The 19,813-nt window shown below is 49.1% G+C and carries 21 protein-coding genes; 10 read left to right on the top strand and 11 right to left on the bottom strand.

Annotated features, from left to right (window positions below; genetic code table 11):
- Positions 1–206 precede the first annotated feature (206 nt).
- Positions 207–782 carry a hypothetical protein gene (locus ACLM45_RS11785; protein WP_415409458.1) on the top strand — a complete coding sequence of 192 codons (576 nt, stop codon included), beginning with the start codon at positions 207–209 and terminating at the stop codon, positions 780–782.
- Positions 783–1,102: 320 nt separating this feature from the next.
- On the opposite strand, the gene ACLM45_RS11780 is transcribed toward ACLM45_RS11785, so the two are convergent.
- The 4 genes from ACLM45_RS11780 to ACLM45_RS11765 form a co-directional block, all read right to left on the bottom strand.
- Complete coding sequence (locus ACLM45_RS11780; RefSeq protein ID WP_415409457.1) at positions 1,103–1,471, bottom strand: DUF3764 family protein; 369 nt, start codon at positions 1,469–1,471, stop codon at positions 1,103–1,105.
- Between the two features lie 667 nt (positions 1,472–2,138).
- On the bottom strand, positions 2,139–2,387 hold the full coding sequence (locus tag ACLM45_RS11775; protein ID WP_415409455.1) for a hypothetical protein: 249 nt from the start codon (positions 2,385–2,387) through the stop codon (positions 2,139–2,141).
- A 174-nt stretch (positions 2,388–2,561) separates the two neighbouring features.
- A complete protein-coding gene (locus ACLM45_RS11770) occupies positions 2,562–3,194 on the bottom strand; it encodes an outer membrane protein (protein ID WP_415409453.1) in 633 nt (210 codons plus the stop codon).
- 849 nt (positions 3,195–4,043) lie between these two features.
- Positions 4,044–4,991, bottom strand: coding sequence for a calcium-binding protein (locus ACLM45_RS11765; protein WP_415409452.1), 948 nt, complete (start codon positions 4,989–4,991; stop codon positions 4,044–4,046).
- Positions 4,992–5,903: 912 nt separating this feature from the next.
- Between ACLM45_RS11765 and ACLM45_RS11760 the strand changes: the two genes are divergently transcribed.
- The gene (locus tag ACLM45_RS11760; RefSeq protein ID WP_415409451.1) at positions 5,904–6,194 is read left to right on the top strand and encodes a hypothetical protein; all 291 of its coding nucleotides are present in this window, start codon (positions 5,904–5,906) and stop codon (positions 6,192–6,194) included.
- A 43-nt stretch (positions 6,195–6,237) separates the two neighbouring features.
- Here ACLM45_RS11760 and ACLM45_RS11755 read toward each other — a convergent pair whose 3' ends face one another.
- Complete coding sequence (locus ACLM45_RS11755) at positions 6,238–6,774, bottom strand: hypothetical protein (RefSeq protein ID WP_415409450.1); 537 nt, start codon at positions 6,772–6,774, stop codon at positions 6,238–6,240.
- A 435-nt stretch (positions 6,775–7,209) separates the two neighbouring features.
- On the opposite strand from ACLM45_RS11755, the gene ACLM45_RS11750 reads away from it, so the two are divergent.
- A complete protein-coding gene (locus tag ACLM45_RS11750; protein WP_415409448.1) occupies positions 7,210–7,632 on the top strand; it encodes a hypothetical protein in 423 nt (140 codons plus the stop codon).
- A 237-nt stretch (positions 7,633–7,869) separates the two neighbouring features.
- On the opposite strand, the gene ACLM45_RS11745 is transcribed toward ACLM45_RS11750, so the two are convergent.
- Positions 7,870–7,998, bottom strand: coding sequence for a hypothetical protein (locus ACLM45_RS11745; RefSeq protein WP_415409447.1), 129 nt, complete (start codon positions 7,996–7,998; stop codon positions 7,870–7,872).
- Between the two features lie 205 nt (positions 7,999–8,203).
- Positions 8,204–8,944 carry a hypothetical protein gene (locus tag ACLM45_RS11740; RefSeq protein ID WP_415409446.1) on the bottom strand — a complete coding sequence of 247 codons (741 nt, stop codon included), beginning with the start codon at positions 8,942–8,944 and terminating at the stop codon, positions 8,204–8,206.
- A gap of 535 nt (positions 8,945–9,479) precedes the next feature.
- Between ACLM45_RS11740 and ACLM45_RS11735 the strand changes: the two genes are divergently transcribed.
- The gene (locus tag ACLM45_RS11735; RefSeq protein WP_415409445.1) at positions 9,480–9,941 is read left to right on the top strand and encodes a hypothetical protein; all 462 of its coding nucleotides are present in this window, start codon (positions 9,480–9,482) and stop codon (positions 9,939–9,941) included.
- 361 nt (positions 9,942–10,302) lie between these two features.
- On the opposite strand, the gene ACLM45_RS11730 is transcribed toward ACLM45_RS11735, so the two are convergent.
- A complete protein-coding gene (locus ACLM45_RS11730) occupies positions 10,303–10,788 on the bottom strand; it encodes a phosphoribosyltransferase (protein WP_415409444.1) in 486 nt (161 codons plus the stop codon).
- A gap of 545 nt (positions 10,789–11,333) precedes the next feature.
- Here ACLM45_RS11730 and ACLM45_RS11725 point away from each other — a divergent pair.
- The 3 genes from ACLM45_RS11725 (at position 11,334) to ACLM45_RS11715 (ending at position 14,698) form a co-directional block, all read left to right on the top strand.
- Positions 11,334–11,795, top strand: coding sequence for a hypothetical protein (locus ACLM45_RS11725; protein WP_415409442.1), 462 nt, complete (start codon positions 11,334–11,336; stop codon positions 11,793–11,795).
- Between the two features lie 302 nt (positions 11,796–12,097).
- The gene (locus ACLM45_RS11720; protein WP_415409441.1) at positions 12,098–14,173 is read left to right on the top strand and encodes a 4Fe-4S binding protein; all 2,076 of its coding nucleotides are present in this window, start codon (positions 12,098–12,100) and stop codon (positions 14,171–14,173) included.
- Between the two features lie 399 nt (positions 14,174–14,572).
- Positions 14,573–14,698, top strand: a complete 126-nt coding sequence (locus ACLM45_RS11715; protein WP_415409439.1) for a hypothetical protein — start codon at positions 14,573–14,575, stop codon at positions 14,696–14,698.
- A gap of 21 nt (positions 14,699–14,719) precedes the next feature.
- Here the strand turns inward: ACLM45_RS11715 and ACLM45_RS11710 are convergent, their stop codons facing one another.
- From ACLM45_RS11710 to ACLM45_RS11700, 3 genes are all read right to left on the bottom strand, one after another.
- Positions 14,720–15,265: a hypothetical protein gene (locus ACLM45_RS11710; protein WP_415409437.1), complete on the bottom strand. Its 546-nt coding sequence runs from the start codon at positions 15,263–15,265 to the stop codon at positions 14,720–14,722.
- A gap of 1,060 nt (positions 15,266–16,325) precedes the next feature.
- On the bottom strand, positions 16,326–16,868 hold the full coding sequence (locus ACLM45_RS11705) for a hypothetical protein (protein WP_415409436.1): 543 nt from the start codon (positions 16,866–16,868) through the stop codon (positions 16,326–16,328).
- A gap of 69 nt (positions 16,869–16,937) precedes the next feature.
- Positions 16,938–17,135, bottom strand: a complete 198-nt coding sequence (locus ACLM45_RS11700; RefSeq protein ID WP_415409435.1) for a hypothetical protein — start codon at positions 17,133–17,135, stop codon at positions 16,938–16,940.
- 78 nt (positions 17,136–17,213) lie between these two features.
- Here ACLM45_RS11700 and ACLM45_RS11695 point away from each other — a divergent pair, with 78 nt between their 5' ends.
- The 3 genes from ACLM45_RS11695 to ACLM45_RS11685 all read left to right on the top strand — a co-directional run bounded on the left by ACLM45_RS11695 (position 17,214) and on the right by ACLM45_RS11685 (position 19,777).
- The gene (locus ACLM45_RS11695; protein ID WP_415409433.1) at positions 17,214–17,540 is read left to right on the top strand and encodes a hypothetical protein; all 327 of its coding nucleotides are present in this window, start codon (positions 17,214–17,216) and stop codon (positions 17,538–17,540) included.
- Between the two features lie 272 nt (positions 17,541–17,812).
- Positions 17,813–19,042: a site-specific integrase gene (locus ACLM45_RS11690; protein ID WP_415409431.1), complete on the top strand. Its 1,230-nt coding sequence runs from the start codon at positions 17,813–17,815 to the stop codon at positions 19,040–19,042.
- 525 nt (positions 19,043–19,567) lie between these two features.
- Positions 19,568–19,777 carry a hypothetical protein gene (locus ACLM45_RS11685; RefSeq protein WP_415409429.1) on the top strand — a complete coding sequence of 70 codons (210 nt, stop codon included), beginning with the start codon at positions 19,568–19,570 and terminating at the stop codon, positions 19,775–19,777.
- Positions 19,778–19,813 lie beyond the last annotated feature (36 nt).

The following is a 19,813-nucleotide window of genomic DNA, read 5'->3' as shown; positions in this document are numbered from 1 at the left end:
ATCAGACATTGGCCGCCCCATCGCAATTCAGCAAGATATCAACCTCCCCCAATCTAAATAAGACCCAAAACAATACCATCAAAAAGCTGGTAAAGGAGACCACGAGTCGATTAGGGATAGATGAGAGTTTACCCTTAAATCAGTGAAATCAGTTCCAATACCTAAACCTTAATCATAAGCTGATCAATAGATCTGGACGAGACGAGATGAATGTCCCAGTTGCAGCCCTGATCACTGGGACTCTAGGAATAGCAATAGCCTGGAGCAATCAGGGAACAGGCATGTTACCACAAAAAATTTGCCCAAAAGAAAAAAATCTCCCCTGCAGAATTATTAGCGAACGCCCACTTCAAGGAACCTGGGTGATGAAATCATCTGAGACTTATACCAGCAAAATCCCTAAAAATAGCTTTTGGTTTTCAGACTTACAAGCCTTCACCTTTACAGAAGATAGAAATTTCAAGCATATGATCAGCAGTGGCGAAAACCTTGACTTGAATGATCTAAAGCAAAATGCATCTCTTCCATCCCCTAACTATCAAACATATGCGTTTAAAGATGGATTTCTTTGGATCAACCATCCCGAACGAAAGCCAGCGCCTTACTACGTTTTAGAGTTTCAAGAAGATCGCTTAGGAGGAGAAATCCAACAAGGTGATATTGCCCTTTGGGCTATCGCGCCGAAATCATTGTCCGGGAAGAAGTCTAAGCAACTCACAGCAGAACCACTAAAAAACCTAGAAATGATGTACGTTAAACAACTCAGAAAAACCGACTGGTAGATCAGCAATTATTAGTTACTTCTGAACATTATGCAAGATAAGGTTATGACTAAACGCACAACTGTACCACTCAGTAGTTGTGAACTCGATGGTAGCGCCGACCAATCAATAGACTGATCTCGTCATCAACATTTGGATGAAAGCCTTCCATATCAACACCACTGAATTAATCAAAAATCTAAAAGATTGAAACCATCGACAGAATGCGATGAGGAGAAAAACGATCGACTAGGCAGGAGAGCATCGCGTAACCGAGGGCTGAAAGGTCGAACGCTTTGCGCATGGAGCACTGAAATCGCGTCATCAAGAGACCTCTTAAATCAGTTGTTCATATATTTAACAAGGACACCGATTTGCGTGATCCTCAAGAGAAAGAGTCGATGCAGAAGCCAAGACATACAGTCAAAAGCAAAGCAATCAACGAGATGTACATCAAGACTGAGATGATCCTGAATGAGGAGCAAGCGGACTAAAAAAAGCATTGAAATACACAGCAGGCCGCTCTGACTTACTGAAATGTACTGTTCACCAAGCGTCAAACCACGCACCGAATTGTGCAGATGAGACATCCGTAGCATGACTGGCGAGCCATTCCGAATACTTTCCCATAAAGGACTCAAGGGCCCTTTAGGAGCTTGGTGAATCACAAGAATTTCGCTGGAATCAGCATGCCTGACACCTCGGTACAAAGATTTGAGGCTGACTCAGGATGACGTTCTTTTATAAGTCAACTATCAAATTCTTTAGCTCATTCACCGAATAGAGCAGTACGTTTAGGAGTAATCGGAGGCGCAATCAACATGTCAAAATAGAGGCTGTTAAAGATTTAAGCAGAAAAACTCAATTCTATTTGTGGCGAGAAAGAGAATAGCTCAAAGCAATCCTGTCATGCCTAGAACGATCACTCTCGGTGGCGCAGAGGCCTAACAAAAAGAGCATTGGAATTAATTTGAAACCGCTATTGCTTGTAAGAAATTACGGAGAGATCAGCAGGGGCGGGGCTCGCTAACCTGTTACCCCATAACAAGAGAACTTTAATCGTCAATTGTCAGGAAGTGTCAGCTTTAGCAACAAGCTTCCTGTCGAGAGAACATTACCTTTTGCAGCTCGCAATTTTTCCACCTTTACCAAAAAAGAGCAGTCTTTTACTCGACAACGTCTTTATATCAAAGGACGTTCTCTTTCCCGTCCGCTGAGATTTAGTTGTTCCAGTTTTCAAGTTAACTGTGGTGATACTTTTCTGACCGGGGAAAACCAATTGTTCTGCTTTATCGATCATCCATACACCTTTGGTCACCACTCGACTGTTCCTCACTTGCAGATCAGATTTCAGCGAGCCATTTGGTGAAAACTATATTAGAACTTATCTGTTGGAATTGCTTTCCCCCCTGATTTAAAGATGCAATTCCAAGTTCCCAATGTTAAATGGGGTTGTTCAGAAACTTTATCATCCCCATAAGCCTCTGAAGAGCTGAAAGTCATTAAAGAAGCAACGACAATAGCGGCAGTCATTGAGTGCAACAGCTTCATCTGATTTAACTTGTTCACAAGAATCTCTGGCAAGGCATGAATACTATTGCACTCTTGTGCTTTGGTCAGGCTCATCAATGACAAACAAATGCCAAGCTCTACAGTCTGCACTCTTCATCTTGCCCGATAGGCTCACCCTGGCGATAGGAGCGCGACTTTAATTCGAAAAAAATTAATGACCTCAAACTTTTTAACAAAATAAATACTTAAACTTTTACGATTAGCGATGAATCAACCCAAAAGCGAAACTTAAAGCCCTACTCGTATCCCGAGTTGAGCTCCCCAGCTACTCCAAGAAGCATTATTCCAATCATTAAATCCGTCATTAGTGTCAAAACGCGATGTTCCTCTGTAAATACCCTCAGCGAAAATCTTTGAACTTGCTGAAACATCTGCAGAAATGCCAGCTTTAAATTGATACCCCCATAGGGAACGATTGAATGCTTCATAAGAGAGACCTGGATCAGAAAAACCTCGTACATCCAAATTTGAATACCCTATTCCTGCTCCGAGGTATGGAGTCCAGCTCTTCCTTCTAAAAATATCCCAGTATCCGCTCAAGAAAGCTGATTGCTTTCGAACTTCTCCGCCTGAAATATAGTCAAAATCAATACCTCTGACGTTTGTGTATCCACTCAATTGGCTTGCATCGAGAGCATAAGTCGCCTCGATTCTCAAACCATCAAAATTCACTCCTAATCCTAACTCTGCAGACGCACCAGGACTAGTATATTCCTCAAAAGTTCCTGCTTCTCCTGTATTAGTTCGGGTCGTTGGATTATTAGCTCCAGCTGCACCCGTTAAATACAGATAGGGGAACTTGACACTTTTATCTTCTTCAGCAAAGGCAGGCAGAGAAGCAAAACCAATGGCGAAGCCCAACAACCCCAAGGAGTGACGACACAACATGAGACAACACTTAATTCCGTAATTATGCATCGCTTGTGATGCTGATGCCTGCTGCCATAGCCAGTTTCAGCTTTGCTGTTCTGCACTCTCCAACGGATGCGACGTGCCTACGCCCGTCACAAAACACGAGGTGCAGCATGACTGTTTGAAAAGTTGAGCGCGGGGGCGTGCCGATCGGTAGTGATAAGGAATCCATTTTGGACGTCTGCGGCCGTCCTCAGATGTAACGGCCGATAAGGAGGCCCAGTTCTGCTGCTGCACAGGGTTCTATAGCAACCGCCACGCGGACCCTTGCGGGGCCCAAAGAGGAGTAACAGGAGCCTGATCGGGCTTGGCTTGCAAATCCCGCGTTCGACGGCGATCTTCCTAAAGCTTTCGAAGTCTCGTCCCCCTACAGGTCGAACGAACCCCGCTCTTTCAAACAGGTTCCATAAGCCTGTGACTCCTTTCCAGTGGAATATTGCAGCCAAGCCTTGTAAGTCTCCAAGCCTTTTGCCGTAGTTCAGGGTTGATTGTCACTCGGCCTCCTTTGTCAGCAAAAGATCTTCTGCTCTGCAGGCTGCTCTTCTCTCTTCCGTTCTGCGGGGTTTCTATTCCGCTTCCCGCGCCTCTCTCTCAGCCTTGAGCTCATGCCCCTTTCGTGCACCTTTTTCCTCTGCTGTTCCGATAAAGCCATTTGGGTTTGATGTTCAGCTGTGAGCTTGGTTTGCGGGGGGCGATTTTGCACCGCGTCGATTGGGGTGCACATCCCTCAACTGGGAGAGCAGTAACAACCCCCGCCATTGCTGACGGGAGCGGGATGGCGGATTTTATTTTCTGGGATTAGTTGAAGTTTTCCTGAAGCCACTGGGATGTGCCAGTCAGTTGTTCCATAAACCTGAACTTTGCTCCGTCCCAATCTCCATTCGTGTCAATCACCTCCAGGCCGCTGGCATTCCAACCAATCGTGATTCCATCCAGCGTTGGACCTTCGACTAAAAATAAGATCTCCCCTTCGGCATTTTTGATCTGCGTTGATTGGTAAAAATCGCCAAAATTACGAGCTTCTCGATGAGGAAGTTGAGCATTGCCATTCCAGAGTGTTGTTTCCACGATGGTAATTCCACCTGTTTGCGCCATGAAATCCTCGCTGAGGAAGATGCGATCACCTTCATCTACGAAATCCCAGATCTCATCTGGTGCATGATTGTCATGATTGGCCAGGTAAATCGAATCAACTCCGCGTCCCCCATTGAAAATATTCTGACCGTCTCCATTCCCGATGAGTACATCATTATCGTCACCTCCATATAAGTAGTCATCGCCTGCCCCGGCAGTCAGCCAGTCATTACCTGACTGTCCATAGAGTCTGTCGTTTCCTCCTCCTCCGTGAATCGTGTCGTTGTCTGAATACCCATTCGTATCTGTTATGTATTCCCCATCTCTTCCGTCCTGTTCTTTTCCTCCATAAATGATGTTGTTGCGGCTGTCCCCCGTGAGGATGTCATTGCCGCCGAGTCCCCAGAGATTGCCGTTAAAAGTATCGGCGGCTCCCATATGATCATCGTCTTCAGTTCCAATGCTTTTCATTACAATTTCACTGACAGCCTCGAAAAGCTCTTGATACTTTGTTTTGACTTCGAAATATTCAACAGTTTCCTTTTCACTAGGGTTTGAGAAGTGGCTGAATTTTTCAGAAAGTTTGAAGTCCATGGATTGAGAGGCGGTGTGGTTCGTGTCGTTGGGATTGTTCCCTTCGATGGACACACCATCTCCGGAATGACGGGTCAACTTGATGACCTGCGTCAAAGCAGCTTGTGATCTTGGTCACTTGGGTGCAAAAACATTGCAATAACTGGGGTTAGAGGCTTACCCCTAGGTGCCGACCAACCAGACTGTTCGCTTCGTCTGTCGCGAAGATTAGGTTGATCCAGTCCACCATCAGCTCAATGGCAGGAGGCTTTCCAAGGCGTTCAATTCCTAGATTCAGTCAAGCCTTGAAGTCATTAGGGGCGTTGGCACGAAGCGGTCGCTTAGAGCAGGTCCTGAATCAGCGCAAGGGTCATCTGAGTGTCGAGGGGCAATGGTTAAGTGCATCTGCTGAAAGCATTACCCGCTGCCAATACAAAACCAAGCCATTGCTGACAGCACAAATAATTTGTTGATAGATGGACAGCGACAATCAACTCCTCCTGCTTTCCGTTGCGGATCTTGTATAGCTTTCTGCTAACTGGCATTCGGGCTTACCGACATGAAATTGCAAGCAGCTGGCGTTACACGTATTTCTGAAAGTGATGCAATAGGAATAACGAGAAAATGGACTACAGATAGACGAATGAGTCTTGTTTCCATCCCATTTCTACGAAAGTGTCGAGTGGTTCGATTCACTAATTCATCCGACAACACCAAGGCAGCTGAATCTATAGCCAATCCTCAAAGTGCCACAGACCATGAACCCGCGAATTATTGCCACAGCTTTAGTATATAATTTAAAATTGACAATAAACAGTGTTGCATTTCAAAATATTGTGCTTCATTGCTTGCGCCGCAACCGTCGCTAGTGGCTGCTCTACCAATAAAGACAGAGTCGCTCGAGATGCACCCTGCAAACCTCTATCAGACTTAACAACGCTTTCAGGCTCATATTCCTCTGAAAATATAGGAATAAATAGCAACGGCAAGCACCAAGGCACTTCTAAACTTATGATTGAAGTCGATACCGATGGAGTGATCACAGGCGAGCGCTCTTGGGAGTCTACTATTCATTCCGGTCACACGAAAGACGGACAAATCACTAGGTCTGATTCCGAAAAAATAATCGGCGTTATCGATCCCTACAGCTGCCAAATTGGCATGGCAGAATTTGATGAGTCAGGAAATTATACTGGCAAACTATTAAATGATGGTTCTATCGAACTGGTGCTTATTCAATCTGGCGAGCGTCCCGTCGTCATTCGCAATCATTACAAAAAAACGAGTTCCAAGACTGATTAAATGTAGAGCCTATGACTCGCTAATTGCTTGATTAGTTGATCTTCTATAATTTCCAAAACCTAACTCTCAGAGATACTAGCCAATGGCATATTTGACAATTAAAATCCCCCCATTGCTGACGGGAGCAGCCGTTGAATCCTTGTTCACCACAACGGTCAACGCGACCAACGGACGGACGGCCCGGCTCACTGGGAACCGTTAGCACCGACAACCGCTGCAGATCTCGGCGGTAATCAAAGCGGCAGAAGCCAACGCCCGTGCTGGAGCAGACCGAAAGGCTTTCGAGCGCAATAGAGGACAAGCGCCGTTCCTCCGGTGTTGGAGTTTTTTCCGGCGCGGGACGCCAGCCATTGGCGATCAAGTGGCGGTTCGCCTCAAGGATGGTCTGCCTGGCACTGAGCTTCGTCTCATGCTTGAGGGCTTTGGTAACGGTGTGCGCAGGTGCCGCGTCGGCCTGTTTCGGCAAAACCGCTTCGATGGCGAAAAACGACGCCGCACCCAGACCAGCACCAGCACCAGCACCAGCACCAGCACGTGAACCGAGACAAACACTGCCTAACCCCCTGAAGAAATCGTTCATTGCTTGAGACCTTTCGATGCACACACCATCTCCGCAATCAACGACCCAAGTGATGATCGCAGTCATCCGCAGCTGTGATCTTGGCCACACGCAGAAGCAGGTCATAAAAAACCCCGCCATTGCTGTCGGGACGAGTGATGACTGGCAAGTTCCTCAATTGAAATGTCTCCCGTTCTGAACCACTCCCCAATCCACCCTGCCAAGGCGGATGAGTGGCCTCTGACGCTCCCCGAAGTAGATGATGTCTTAGGAGGCCCCAAAACATGAATCCCACTCCCCAACTCCCGGGAAGGGCTGAATAAAAAACTGGCCTATAAAAGCACTACCACACACACTCGTGGTGGAGTCGAAAGAAAAAGATTACTCTAGTTTCACTTATCAACAATCCATTTTACCAAATTCAGTCAATTCTTTCTACGAATCGTGTTTTGGTTTGTGGGTGCTGGCTACCTGTTCATCGAAGCCCATGAGGTTATTGAAACCAAGCAACTCTCTAATATTTCAATTTTTGCCATTTTATTCATCTTGGCAAGCCATCAATTAAACATTTCACGGATCTACATATCTCTCAAGAAATTCGCACCGGCAAGTCGATACTACCGGGCATCAAGCCTGATGTTTATTGCGTCATTAATGGCAGTTCTCGATGCTTCTCTCGACTATTTGATCAGCTCAATCACACCAGATTCTCTCGCACCACCCGTCCTTTCCTCGCTTTTCATCCTGGGGTGGGGCGTAAATTTAATACCTGTTATTTTCGCACTTATCGCAATGGAATTATTTCTACCGATCATGGTCGCTGGGCCTTACACAAAGGCTGCTGAATGGCATTGGGATGAATCAGCCTCCTCAAATTGAGGGAGCCACAAAAAACCCCGCCAATTAGACGGGGTGAATGTTTTGTCGGGAGATCGTCGGCGACACATAGCGCCCCCTGCTTTTCCACGAAGGGTTTTGTAGAGCTTTCAGCCCCGCTAAACGGCTTCAGGCTCCCCGACCATCTGGCAGACACACCATCTCTTGTTCATTGATTCAATACAATTTGAGTTGACTCAGAGTTGTCTGAGAATTAGCTGAGTGCAGACCAGCGCGTGTCTAGAGGGACACTCCCAGGTGCCAACCGACCAGCCTGTCCGCGTCGTCTGTCGTGAAGATCGGGTCCATCCACTCCACCAGCAGTTCAATGACAGCAGACTTTCCAAGCCGTTCGATGCCAAGTGACAACCAAGCATTGAAGCCATCAGGGTCGTTGGCACGAAGCGCTAGGAGCAGTTCCTGAAGCAGCGCAAAGGTCGGCTAGCCAACGAAGATCATGGTTAAGATGTGAAATTTAGAAGTATTCACCCTTATAAAGGATAGAAAAGCCCCACCATGGTTGACGGGGAAACTTACAAGCTTGCGGCAGTAAATTCATTAAAGTACTGAATACTCACCAAACAACAGGTGGCAATTCCTCATCAACTGAAATAAATGGCAGCAATTCCAAGTCGGCAGCATCCGAAGGCTGGTTAATATTTTGCACAGTAGCAAGAACAGCTCCAGTTACGGCATTCTCAACACTAAAGAATCCAAACTTGCTTTCGAATGTGTAGTCATTCAAGTCTCCATCAATTAAAATACTATCAACCCCAAATTTAAAATCCAAAATCTTTGCATCTCTCATATCAGTCGAAAGGACGAATGCGTCAGCGCCAGGGCCACCAAGGGCTTCGTTAAAGGATTTCAAGAAAAAAGTATCATTTCCTTTGTATCCCCTAAGCAAACCCGTCGAGAATTCTGCACCGGTTACCTGATCATCCCCTCTTAATACCTTTTTAAGAGAATTAAAAGTTGGATCAGTAAAATTCGCAAGGCTTAAACCTGTAATTTCATCAATTTCGACCTTGAATTGAATATCACCAGCAGTTTTGAACACGCTTTTAAAAGATCTAATCTTTCTATCTTCAAAGGGCAAAAGTTGATTGAGCTTTCCTTTTAAAACTGTAGATTCCGTGAAACCACCTTTATCAACTGATTCAGTGAAATTATATCTTCTGCTTGAAAGTGAAACAGAAAGCTCCGGACGGATAAGCCAAGGTCTTGCGAAAAAATCAGTAACGGTAGTCTGTGAAGCAACAAAGGGAATACTGACTGGTGCGTTACTAAATCCTGTAATTAAGACTTTAGCCATTTGCTGGATAGAGAATTCAATTCAAAATAGCTTTATAACTTGATCCCGCAACCTGATCTTCAATTATTTTAAGGTAATGCTTGAGAGCAGCTACCCCAAAGCCGCAAAGACTTAGCGCTGCGTTTTTAGGGCGAGCTAGAGGTTGGCGATTCGCAATAAGGACAATTAATTTGATTGTCTTGCAACTCGAACTGAAGCAATATTTAGCAGTTCCAACAAAAGAATCACCGCTAGGTTGAACAACCCAATTACCAGCCCCTGGCCAAGGGCTATGAAGGCTGTAACCAGCGAAGCAGAATGAAACTCCAAGAGATTGGATACTTACACGATACCGAGAGCAAAACTGCATACGAAGCAAGCATCACTGTTGTACGAGCTGAAAGCATTCCCCGCTGAACTAAAAAATCCCGCCTGCCGCAACACGTGGGTGGCCAGACATGATGACTTATCAAATACTCATATTTTTTAAATCCTATATTCAGATTCATAGCCTTTCAGCAGGCCATGATGAATTGAGAGATATATTCTCTTAGTTATGTTTAAAGCTGCTTCGCTTCTGCTTTTAGCCTTCACTTTTTCTGCGCCTGCATTGGCGAATTCTGATGCCATCAAACTTAGAAATCAATACAGTAGTTGGATGGATGAGTATAGAAATTATACGGATAGAGAAAACAAATGCGGAGCACTGGCAGGTGCCAGACAAAACGCACAATGGTTGATGGAAGACCACGCTGACGCAACCCTGGCTAAGCAGTGGAATGCCACCCTTCGCTCATCAGGCTGTCGGCTCACTCGTCTAATCGTTGACAGCTCTGCCACTAACAAATCCAGTAATCCCTCAGTTAATCCAAGTGCTGATGTAGCAGTTGCACCTCCTGCACCAGTCCCATTATCTGATGGTGGTTGTCTCAGCTGGTGGAGTATAGATACTTCTACCAATATTGTTGACAAAAGGTGTAGCGATGGTGGGTCTATCTATATTCGTATTAATCGTTAAACAGTCAATTTCCAAGGCGCAGTTCCTATAGCAGCGCAAGGGTCATCTGAGTGTCGAAGGTCATGGTTCATACGTAACTGCCTGAAGTGTTCCCCGCTCTTGCAGGCAATAAAAAGCCCCGCTGTTGAGCAAGGCCTAAAGATTCGGTTGTTAGGAGAGTTCAGAACTCGCCATCATCAGCAGCCTTGAATGACAACTCTGCCGCCGGAGTCACGAAGGGGTGACCGCCTTCGCGCAAGCAACTGACATTCAGCTCTTCGATCTCCGCCCATGATGGTGGTGGTATTCCGTGAACGTTTGGGCACGGTTGCGCAACCCAGAACCAGCGCAGGAAGGTTGGGCAAGACCGTTGAATAAATCACTAACGCATTGGCATGAGCTTGCCTGGTTGTAGCTTCTCCCAATGTTCAAATGGCTGAACGATCCAAGGATTTTCCGTTAGCTCCATCGCCCAAAAATCTGGGATAAATGCGCTACCAGCCTTTCGCCACAGAACCCCAGTCAACAGTTGGGTTGGGCTGACTTGGTTCTTCAGCCAAGCGCTGGCCTCAACCAAGGTGTTTCCACTATCCACTAAATCGTCTATAAGAAGGAGTCGTGGTCCGAGCAGGTCACATGTGTGGGCAAGCTGATGGCCGAGTTTTAGTTTTCCTTGAATTCGTTCGTCATCGCCGCTGTAACTAGTAGCTGCCATTACGACCAAAGGGCGTTCAAAAAGGCGGGAAAGCAAATCCCCCACCCGTAAACCACCACGGGAAAGGGCCACGATCTGATCAAAGTCCGCTGAGGCTTGATGCAATTGCAGTGCCAAGTGCTCGATCAGCCTGTCGTACTGCTCCCAGCTCACCACTAGCTCGTCACAAGTGTTATCGCTGACCGCCGGGGGTTCTAGGTGAGGTAGCGCTGCCATCACGAGAAGACCATTTAATACAGTCTGTAGTGATTCCTTGGTCCATTGAAAGGGGCAGCCATGGGTGGATGATCTGCTGTGCTGCCCTCCCTCAACAGGGTTGGCATAGTCGGCAGTAGCAACTGTTAGGGCAAGAAGGGTCAGCAGTGAATCCCGCTGGATCCATCTAGTCGGCTAATGCCCTGCTCCGGGCGGATTAGGGAAGTCGGAGTAAGGGGAAGATGTGGTGAGCAGGGTGAGGACACGAGCAACGCTGGAGGCCAAGGGCGGTTGACACATGCTGCCGCCGCGATGAACAGGAAAACGTGCATAACCTCCTCTATGCGTGAACCCTTCCACAATGCGACGTCTTTTGTTCCGGCACATCCCCCATTGTGACCATTGAACTGGCTTCAAGTCACCACTTTTTGGGGAGGTGCTTTCTGGCGAGAACGACGATGGTGAATGCCTCGGAGGGATGACCTCCTCAACACCAAACTCAAATGAACCTCGCTTTCACAACCAAACAACTGACGCCAGAGACCATCGCGACAATCCTCAATGGTGCTTACATCAAAACTGAGCTAATCACCCGCAACGAAGGTACAGAAACCGAGTATGTGTTTGCGCAAGCACGATTGCACCAATGGACATTTGAAATTGTCACAGGTCGATTTGACGATATTATCTTTAGAGCGTACGTCCCGTTTGACAAATCTTTCGACCAGGAGAAGCTTAAAAAAACTGCTGACTATATGGATAATTATCCTGTCGACACTACATACATTGCAAATTTCGAATCAGGCGACCACATGATGTGCTTCCATTACAATCATGTTTTGCCGGAGGACGAGACTATTTCGCCCGCCTATCTGGTCAAGCTGACGAGGTATTTCATCAAGTATCTCAATCAGTTCTTCGTTGATTGGAAGATTATTGAACAGCATGCTTGCGAGACTGCATAACTTTGAGGCTTCGGGAAGCCTGAAGCCATGAAAGCGGGGCTGAGAGCTATACAAAACCCTTCGGGGAAAAGCAGGGGGCGTAGGTGTCGCTATCGAACTCCCGAAAAACATTCACCCCCGTCAGCAATGGCGGGGTTTTTGTTGCAGCCTTGTGAGCTGCGCCTGAAGCTTCAGAGCTCCAATGGCATTGCTGTGTTGCTTGCAGCGGATGCTGGCTTCGATGATCACAGCCAAGAGAACTGAACGTCTAGAGCGCGGGCAGCTTCTCAAGTTGTCTTCAGACTTCAGTCCATAACCTCTGTATGGCTTTGGACGCATCGCCCGTACTGCTTAGCTTGGCGCCCCTGCTGGTGGGCCGCGCACGACGGGGCGTGGTGGGCAGCAGTCGTTACGCCAAAACGCTAAGGGAGTCCGTGCGACAGGCTGCCGCGGATGTTCAGCAGCGAGCGGTCTTCATCCTCGGAGAACCGGGCCTGGAGAAGGACAACATTGCGGCGCTGATCCACTTCGGATCTCCTCAGCGCAAAGAGCTGATGCTTCGCCTCGATGCGGCCCTCACAAAAGCGGATGGCAGCGATTTGCTGCAGCCGCTGGAAGCTTCAGATGGTCGTTCACTGATTCAGCTTGTTGGCGATGGATCACTACTCATCGATCAGGTCGACCGTGCTCCAGAGACGCTCAAACACTTGCTGCTGGAGCTTCTTGATGGTCATCACGGTTTCCGAGGACGCCTATTTTTCACCTCAGAGACGGTCTGCCCCGACATTGTTCAGCGCTGCAGCCTGATTCGGGTACCGCCGCTTCGAGTACGTCGAAAGGATCTCGGGGAGTGGCTTCGGTATGGCATCCGACTGCGCAGTCGGAAACTCGGATGGCATAAAGCTCCTGGAGTGTCCGAGGCTGTGATTAAACGTCTTCAGGCTTACGACTTTCCAAGCAACATCCGTGAGCTTGAAACTTTGATTGATCGAGCGCTTCAGCAGATCAATCAGCAAGACGGCTCCACGTTTCCGGAACTAATTCCAGAGGACGTGTTCTGGACACCGCCTCGCCAACAGCGCTACCGCTTCGACATTTGGCGTTGGAAGCCTCAACTGAGGGAGTGGATGCGGGCTCCATTGCTCTGGAACACGTTGCTCTTTGGCTTGGTCAGCTGGCTGTTTGTGCTGGCCAATCTCTGGCTATGGCTGGGACCGCAAGATCGCGCCCATAACGGTGCATTGAACCTGTTCTGGGCTTGGTGGTGGCCCTTGATCCTTCTTGGCTACCCACTAGTCGGTCGTCTGTGGTGCTCCTTCTGCCCATTCATGGTTTGGGGTGAGATCAGCCAACGTCTGGTTCGAGCCTTGGGCTGGCAACCCGCTCGCTGGCCCCGCGGGGAGAGTGACCGGTGGGCCTCCCCCCTGTTGGCGGCGGGCTTCGCACTGATCCTGCTTTGGGAGGAGGTCTGGAACCTGCAGAACACGGCGTGGCTGAGCAGTTGTCTGCTGTTGTTGATCACAGCAGGTGCAGTGATTGGCTCTCTGTTCTTTGAAAAGCGGTTTTGGTGCCGATACCTCTGTCCGGTTGGAGGCATGAACGGTCTGTTCGCAAAGTTGTCAATTTTGGAGCTACGCGCTGAGGTCGGAACCTGCAGCGGCAGTTGCAACAGCTACTCCTGCTTCAAAGGCGGTCCAGCCGATGGCGAGGGAATGGCCACGGAGGGTTGCCCTCTGGGGACTCATCCCGCTCACCTGAAGGACAACCGCAACTGTGTCTTGTGCATGACTTGCGCCCAAGCCTGCCCGCATCGTTCGGTTCAACTCGCACTCAGGCCACCTGCCGCGGATATTCAGCGTGAGATGCAGTTGCCCTACGGAGAGCCCGCATTGCTACTGGTCCTGGCGGGAGATGTTTGCTTGCACCAGGCAAACCGACTGCTCGGATGGATTCCCGGCACCCCGGAAAGCCTGTTGGATGGTCCGCTTCTTCCTCGTCTGCTCCTGTCCATCTCTGCCCTTTCGATCCCAGCACTTCTGTATGGCCTCGCTTCGATGGCCTTTAGCCGCGAGCGGATTCGACGCACTCTTTATGGCCTTTTGCCACTCGTTTGGGCCCTGCTGCTGGCTCGGCATCTGCCTTTGGGTATGAGCGAAGCAGGACAGCTGTTCCCCGTCAGCCTTGCACCAATGGACTGGAGTTGGTCTCAGACCTTGCCTACTTGGAGCGCTGACTCACACGTCATTGCTTTTTGCCAAAGCACTTTTGTGCTGCTGGGGTGGGGCGCGAGCGTGGCGCTGCTGCGGCGCCAGTTGGCAAACCATCGGACAGCTTGGATGGGAGCCTCGGGATTAGCTCTCGTTCTCGCCTTGGCGGGCCGCTGGTTGGTGGCGGCCTGAACTGTGTCTGACAAGGTTCGGGGCTATCAACCTGACCAGAACACCCATCACTCTGCGGTCTCAGGCCAAACGGCTCGGCAACCAGGACTCCGCTCTTATGTTCCCCTGGGGGTTTCCGAAGGGTCGTCATGGATAGTTACTTTTCTTTTTTAAAGTCACTCATTGAAATCACCTCCTGGGAATTATTGCAAGTAATGGTTTCGTCCATATCCCCCAACCGAGGGATTTTCCGCCCGATTTCAGCCGTCTGCCTCCCCCAACTGAGGGAGCAATAAAAAAACCCGCCATTTAGACGGGGTGAATGTTTTGCCGGGAGATCGATAGCGACACCTACGCCCCCTGGTTTCCCCTTGTCGGGGTGTTGACCAATTTACAAATAAGATTCAAGTCTCTCGAAATATGCTGCGCCTGCAAGAAGCAGGCGCAGTTCGTAGAAAATATTTGCTTTTTCGTCAGAAAGAATTGGATAGACAAAGCATACACCCAGAACATTTAAATCAAAAATATGAGTTATTACTTCCCTGAACCTACAGCGACCCCTAGCAACTAGTCGGCCCGCGGAGAAGGAAATGTCAATGGAATAGTCAGTTTTGGGAAAGCAGAAACTTTCTCCAGGTAATACACGAGAAGTGTAACATCTCCGTTTGCACCTCTACCCAATTGAGACAGCCTCAATGTTTTGCTATCTAAAAGGTGAATATATCCCGCACCACGCGTACCAGGAGTCGTGCTTGCATAAGGGATACGACGATCTTCAGCAGATTTAGCCTCTTTATATGCAAGAGCTTTTGCTGTAACCGTTGAAGCCAACGCATATTCTTTCACCCTAATCTTTGACTCTAGATTCCACCATTCGAAACCTACCTTCCAAGCACCCATTTTGCCCACCCTGTTAAGACTCATGCAAGTATTGCCGCTTGATGCATAGCTAACATCTCCACGGTAAGTAATCCTTGCAATAGAATTAGCCTTGTCAAAAGTGCACCATTTTGTACCATCAAGCTGTTCTACAGAATTAATCTGAGACAAAACCTTGTTTGGCAAAAAAAACAATGCCAACAGGGCTGAAATCAGAAAACTCGTCTTAAACATGAGCGACACGCATTAGCAGTCCTTCTATTCATAGCAATCGAACAGAACACTGATGCTCAGCACAAGACTCGCTGCATGCCTCAAATATCTATAATCTCTTAATCTTTAGCAAGCACGCCTCTTGTCCCGTCAGATGACACGCTAGGAACCATCTGCGTTCAATTCCAATGAAATATTAATATTGCAAATCCTATCTTGAATAGTGAAATGCTTTGAGGAAATGCACAATACCGAAGTTTGGCATTTCTTAGAGATTGATTAGAAGCTTCTAAGTATTTTCAGCCCTTTGCTGGTAATTAGCTTTAAAGCAAACCAGCCGCCTGCTGTAGTCATCAAGGTCAAGCATTTTGCTTTTACAGGGCGGAGACCGCGAATGAATTGCCATCTGCTCTAGCGATGGTTTGCTTAGTCTCATTTGCAATTAAGTGAGTTGTGGAGGTCATCTCTCCTGAACTCCTGTACGTTCGCCGATCCTGCAAAAAGACGCCTCACCCAACTGGGGGATTTTCCCGCCCAATTTCAGCGGTCTGTCTCCCCCAGCTGATCAGTATCGAAAGAACAACCGCTTCCGTTCAACACTGCATACAGTCTTCACAACCATCGATCGCCCAAGATGAAAAAACTTTTTCAGGTATCTGCTCAAAAGTTCCCCTCAAAGCAAGTGGAGTGCTCTGGATGCAGCGGTGACGCTCTTCTTTTGGCCTTAAAAGAAGAAAAGATTGACCACTGGAAAGTGATCCGCAAAATCCCTGACGGCCGAGATTGGTTCTTTGACGTCTCGATTTCAGGGGTCTGCCGAGAGTTCAAAGTCCACACTCTTTAAAGAGACACAGAAGGCGCGAGCTGCAGACCCTCAACGCTTCAAAGGATTACTACAAGAGCAATCGCTTCCGTTCAGAACATCACCAAAGGGCTGGGTAAGTAATAAAAAACCCCGCCTTGCGACGGGGTGAATGTTCTGTCGGGAGATCGATAGCGACAACCACGCTCCTTGCTTTCCCCTTGCGGGTCTTGTATTGCTTTCAGCCCAAAGACTTCAGGCTTCCCGACTAAATAGAAATTATTTAAAGCAATAGCTTTTAACTTTATCCACTGGAATGTTCTGAAGCTGACCAATGCAGGAAGAAGCAAGCGGCCTGGGGTTGTTGTATTTACTCGGATTGGGTTTGGCTTTGTCGAATAGAATATCCCACCCCATAGAACGCATCTCTAGAGCTTTTGTTCCACTTGCGACTTTGAAACTTGTTACATGCGTATATTCATTTGCAGTGTCTAGCATTACCAGGTCGCAGTTTCCCCTAGGGATTGTTCCGTCTGCTGTTTTAGTGAAAGAGCTAGTGCTATAGGCTTTATTCCATGTTCTATCGTTATTGGCATAGATATATGGATCATTGTCATTACAGATCAACATGCTATGCATATCGCCTTCTAGATCAAACCGAATTGACGCATTGGCCGGAATTGTGTTGCCAATACAGCAGGTAATAACAGCAGCGGTAGCAGCGATTGTTTTGAAGAGTTTCATTGATTTGTAGTGGGTTGTGAAGGTCGTCCCTTCGATGTATTCACCATCGCCGTTCTCGCCTGAAAGCAACTCCCCCAACTGAGGGATTTATCTGCCCAATTTCAGGGGTCTCTATCCCCCATCTGGTTACAGGCTCACGCCCAGGTGCTAACCCACCAGACTGTCTGCCTCATCTGTCGTGAGTATTGGGTTCAGCCCATCGAGCAGCAGCTCCATAACAACAGGCTCACCAAGCCGTTCGATGCCTAGAGACAACCATGCCTTGAAGTCATCAGGGTCATTGGCACGAAGCGCCAGGAGTAGCTCCTGCAGCAGTGCAAGGGTCATCTGTGTGTCGAAGGTCATGGTTCAGGCGTGACTGCCTTGAGTGTTCCCCGCTGGAGAAAGCCAACTCTTTCGAGCTGCTCTCAAGGTCTGATCAGAATGGGGGCAGCGCCTGAAATCGTGGCCACAGCCAAGACCTCAAGGAATCGCAAGCAACCCTCAGCAAAGCCGCTGACCCCGGCGCAGAAGCAGCGCCAACGTGACCAGATCGCTCGAGAGAAGACCGAGAAGCTCGAGCATCAGATGTACGAGCGCACCGTGCGCCAAACCCGTCTTGCCCTGGCTCGTCAGAAGGGTCGTGCCGATGCCCTGAAGGAAGCAGGCATCAAGCCTCAAGAGCAGCAGCAACAGCAGAAGCAGAAGCCGCTGGCGAAGGCACCGAAATCAGGTCGCAAGCCTCAAAACCGGAAACCGCCCAAGCGCTGATCCCTAATGACCCCAGCGGGGTCTACGGCGTCTATGACCCCATCTATGACCCCAAGCGCCTTGTCATTAAAAAAGGCGACCGCTGAGATCGCCTCTCCTAGAATGGTTGAAGGGGCCTTCCAGCCCCCATGAGTCATTTGGGTGATACGGATTAATCACCTGACCAGAAGAACTCAGTCTTTGGCCAACAAGCCAGTCATAAGACGGAATTACAAGGGACAGAGGATTACGCATGGGAAGCAAGAGGAGCTAATTTGTCCTGAAACTTGGTCATGGCTGCCAAATGGGAAGAAGGCTTCCAAGCAGCGGTCAAAACTGGACGTCAGGGCTGGACGGTCGGGAACAACAGCGGAAAGGTCAGGCTGAAAATCCGGGCGAAGGATCTCCGAACTGACTCTGCAAACCTTCCATTCCCCTGGGCGGCTGAAGCCGTCGGGGATGCACTGCTGTTGATCAACAGGGTCTATCCGCTGTGGATGCAAGGTGACGTCTCCCTCAAGCAGGCCATTGCTGAGGTGACCGGCACGAGCGACAAGCTCAAGCCAACCGCCAACCGCCAACCGCCAACCGCCAACAAAGGGTGGCCATCAATAGTTGAGAGCTTTCGGGAGTCCCTGCAAGAAGGTCGGAACCAAATCCTGGACTCGACTTACCGAGACAACTACGAGCCCTACTTCAACGAAGCCCTGAAGGCGCTTCGCAGCAGGTCTTCACCAGCTGATGGCCATGAACTCCTCAAGCAAACCCTGAAGCGTTGGGCGGGGAAACCTTCGAGCAGAGCCGCTTGCTGCCTTGCCTTGCGGAATCTCATGGACCATGCCGTAAGTCGACACCAGATGCCCGCGTCATGGCGAATCAGTCAGACGAGCATCAAGGAACTACGTGGTCGGCCCGCTGAAAAGAAGACGAAAGCGACGCTGACAGATGCAGAGGTGTTGCGTCTGATCGAAGCGATAGACGCCCGAAACAATGCTTGGGGCAATGTCTTTCGGCTGATGGTCTTATTCGGCCTCAGACCAGTAGAGCTGCAGTACCTCGCTCCAAGGAGAACAGAAGCAGGCGATCTCGGCCTGTGGTGCAGCTACCGCAAGATCTCGGGTCCAAACCGTTGCGATCCCAGATGGCTGCTGGCCCTGCCGTTAGAGCAACCATCAGGAGAGCAAGTCTCATGGAATCTCTGCCAGGCCATGGATGCGGGTCTCTTAGAGCTACCGGTTAGCCGTGATGGCGACCTCAGGAAACTGAACGGGCGATACGTGCTGAACCACTTGAACCGCCAACCTGAATGGCTTGAGTTGAAGCAGCAATACGAAGCGAAACGGATGTGGCTCAGACCGTATTCATTTCGTGATGGCTACAGCGTGCGAGCCCACCGATATGGCATCGAAACTGCCCAAATCTGCAGAGCGATGGGTCATGGCCTTGCCGCTCACAGCAGAGCCTATGAATCAGCAACAGACGCAACAACAAGAGCAGCTTTTGAAGCGGCTATTGGTAGCTAGTCACCGCGAGAAAGCACGCACGACTAGCAAACGGGAACAGAAGTAATTGAGCACCCTATAATTCACACAACCGTCACGATTCCTTCGGGCAGTCGTGCTCTGACTCTCCACGAGGAGTTATTCGGGCCTACTGGATAGTGCGCCTCCAGCAAGGAACCGAACCGGGGTCTGCCGCACCTGTCACCACAACACACAGGATTGGTATGCCCAAACCACTTAGGCATCACAAAAAGTCTGGGATCATCACTCCAAAGGGAGCTGAAAAGCCTGCAAGGCAGCAGTTAAACGAGCTGTACCAGGCATTTCTTGACGATGGAAGCCACTTTCACTTCCCTGGAGACGGGCGTGTTTTTGTGAACGGCACCCAGCTCCCAAGCTGCCTCAAAGAACGATTTCACGACGCCCTAGAGCACCATCTACGCGAATTCATGGTGTTTCACCGCGGCGGCAAGAACAGCAGACAAGTCAAAAAGTAAGGGGGGGGGGGGGAAAACAATGAAATCTCAGTGGATTGACACGGCCACCATGGCCGCGCATTTGGGCGTGCATCCAAAAACGCTCAAACGACTCAAGAACACGACAGCGATGTTCGAAGAAGGCATCGACTATCGGTTTGCTGGTGCCTCGACGCGTGCGCCCCTGCAGTGGCATTTGGAAGCAACGGAAGAGTCCTTTACTCACTTCAAGCGCATCGACCCTGCAGAGGTGGAGACCTACGGAGGCCGGGATGTTTAAGAGATCAATCAGCGGTCAATCGATCACCAAACGTGT

Source organism: Synechococcus sp. A10-1-5-9, assembly GCF_047716785.1.
In the GTDB taxonomy this organism is placed as follows: domain Bacteria; phylum Cyanobacteriota; class Cyanobacteriia; order PCC-6307; family Cyanobiaceae; genus Synechococcus_C.
The sequence above is the reverse complement of the archived record's forward strand: the minus strand, read 5'-3'. Positions and strand labels throughout refer to the sequence as shown.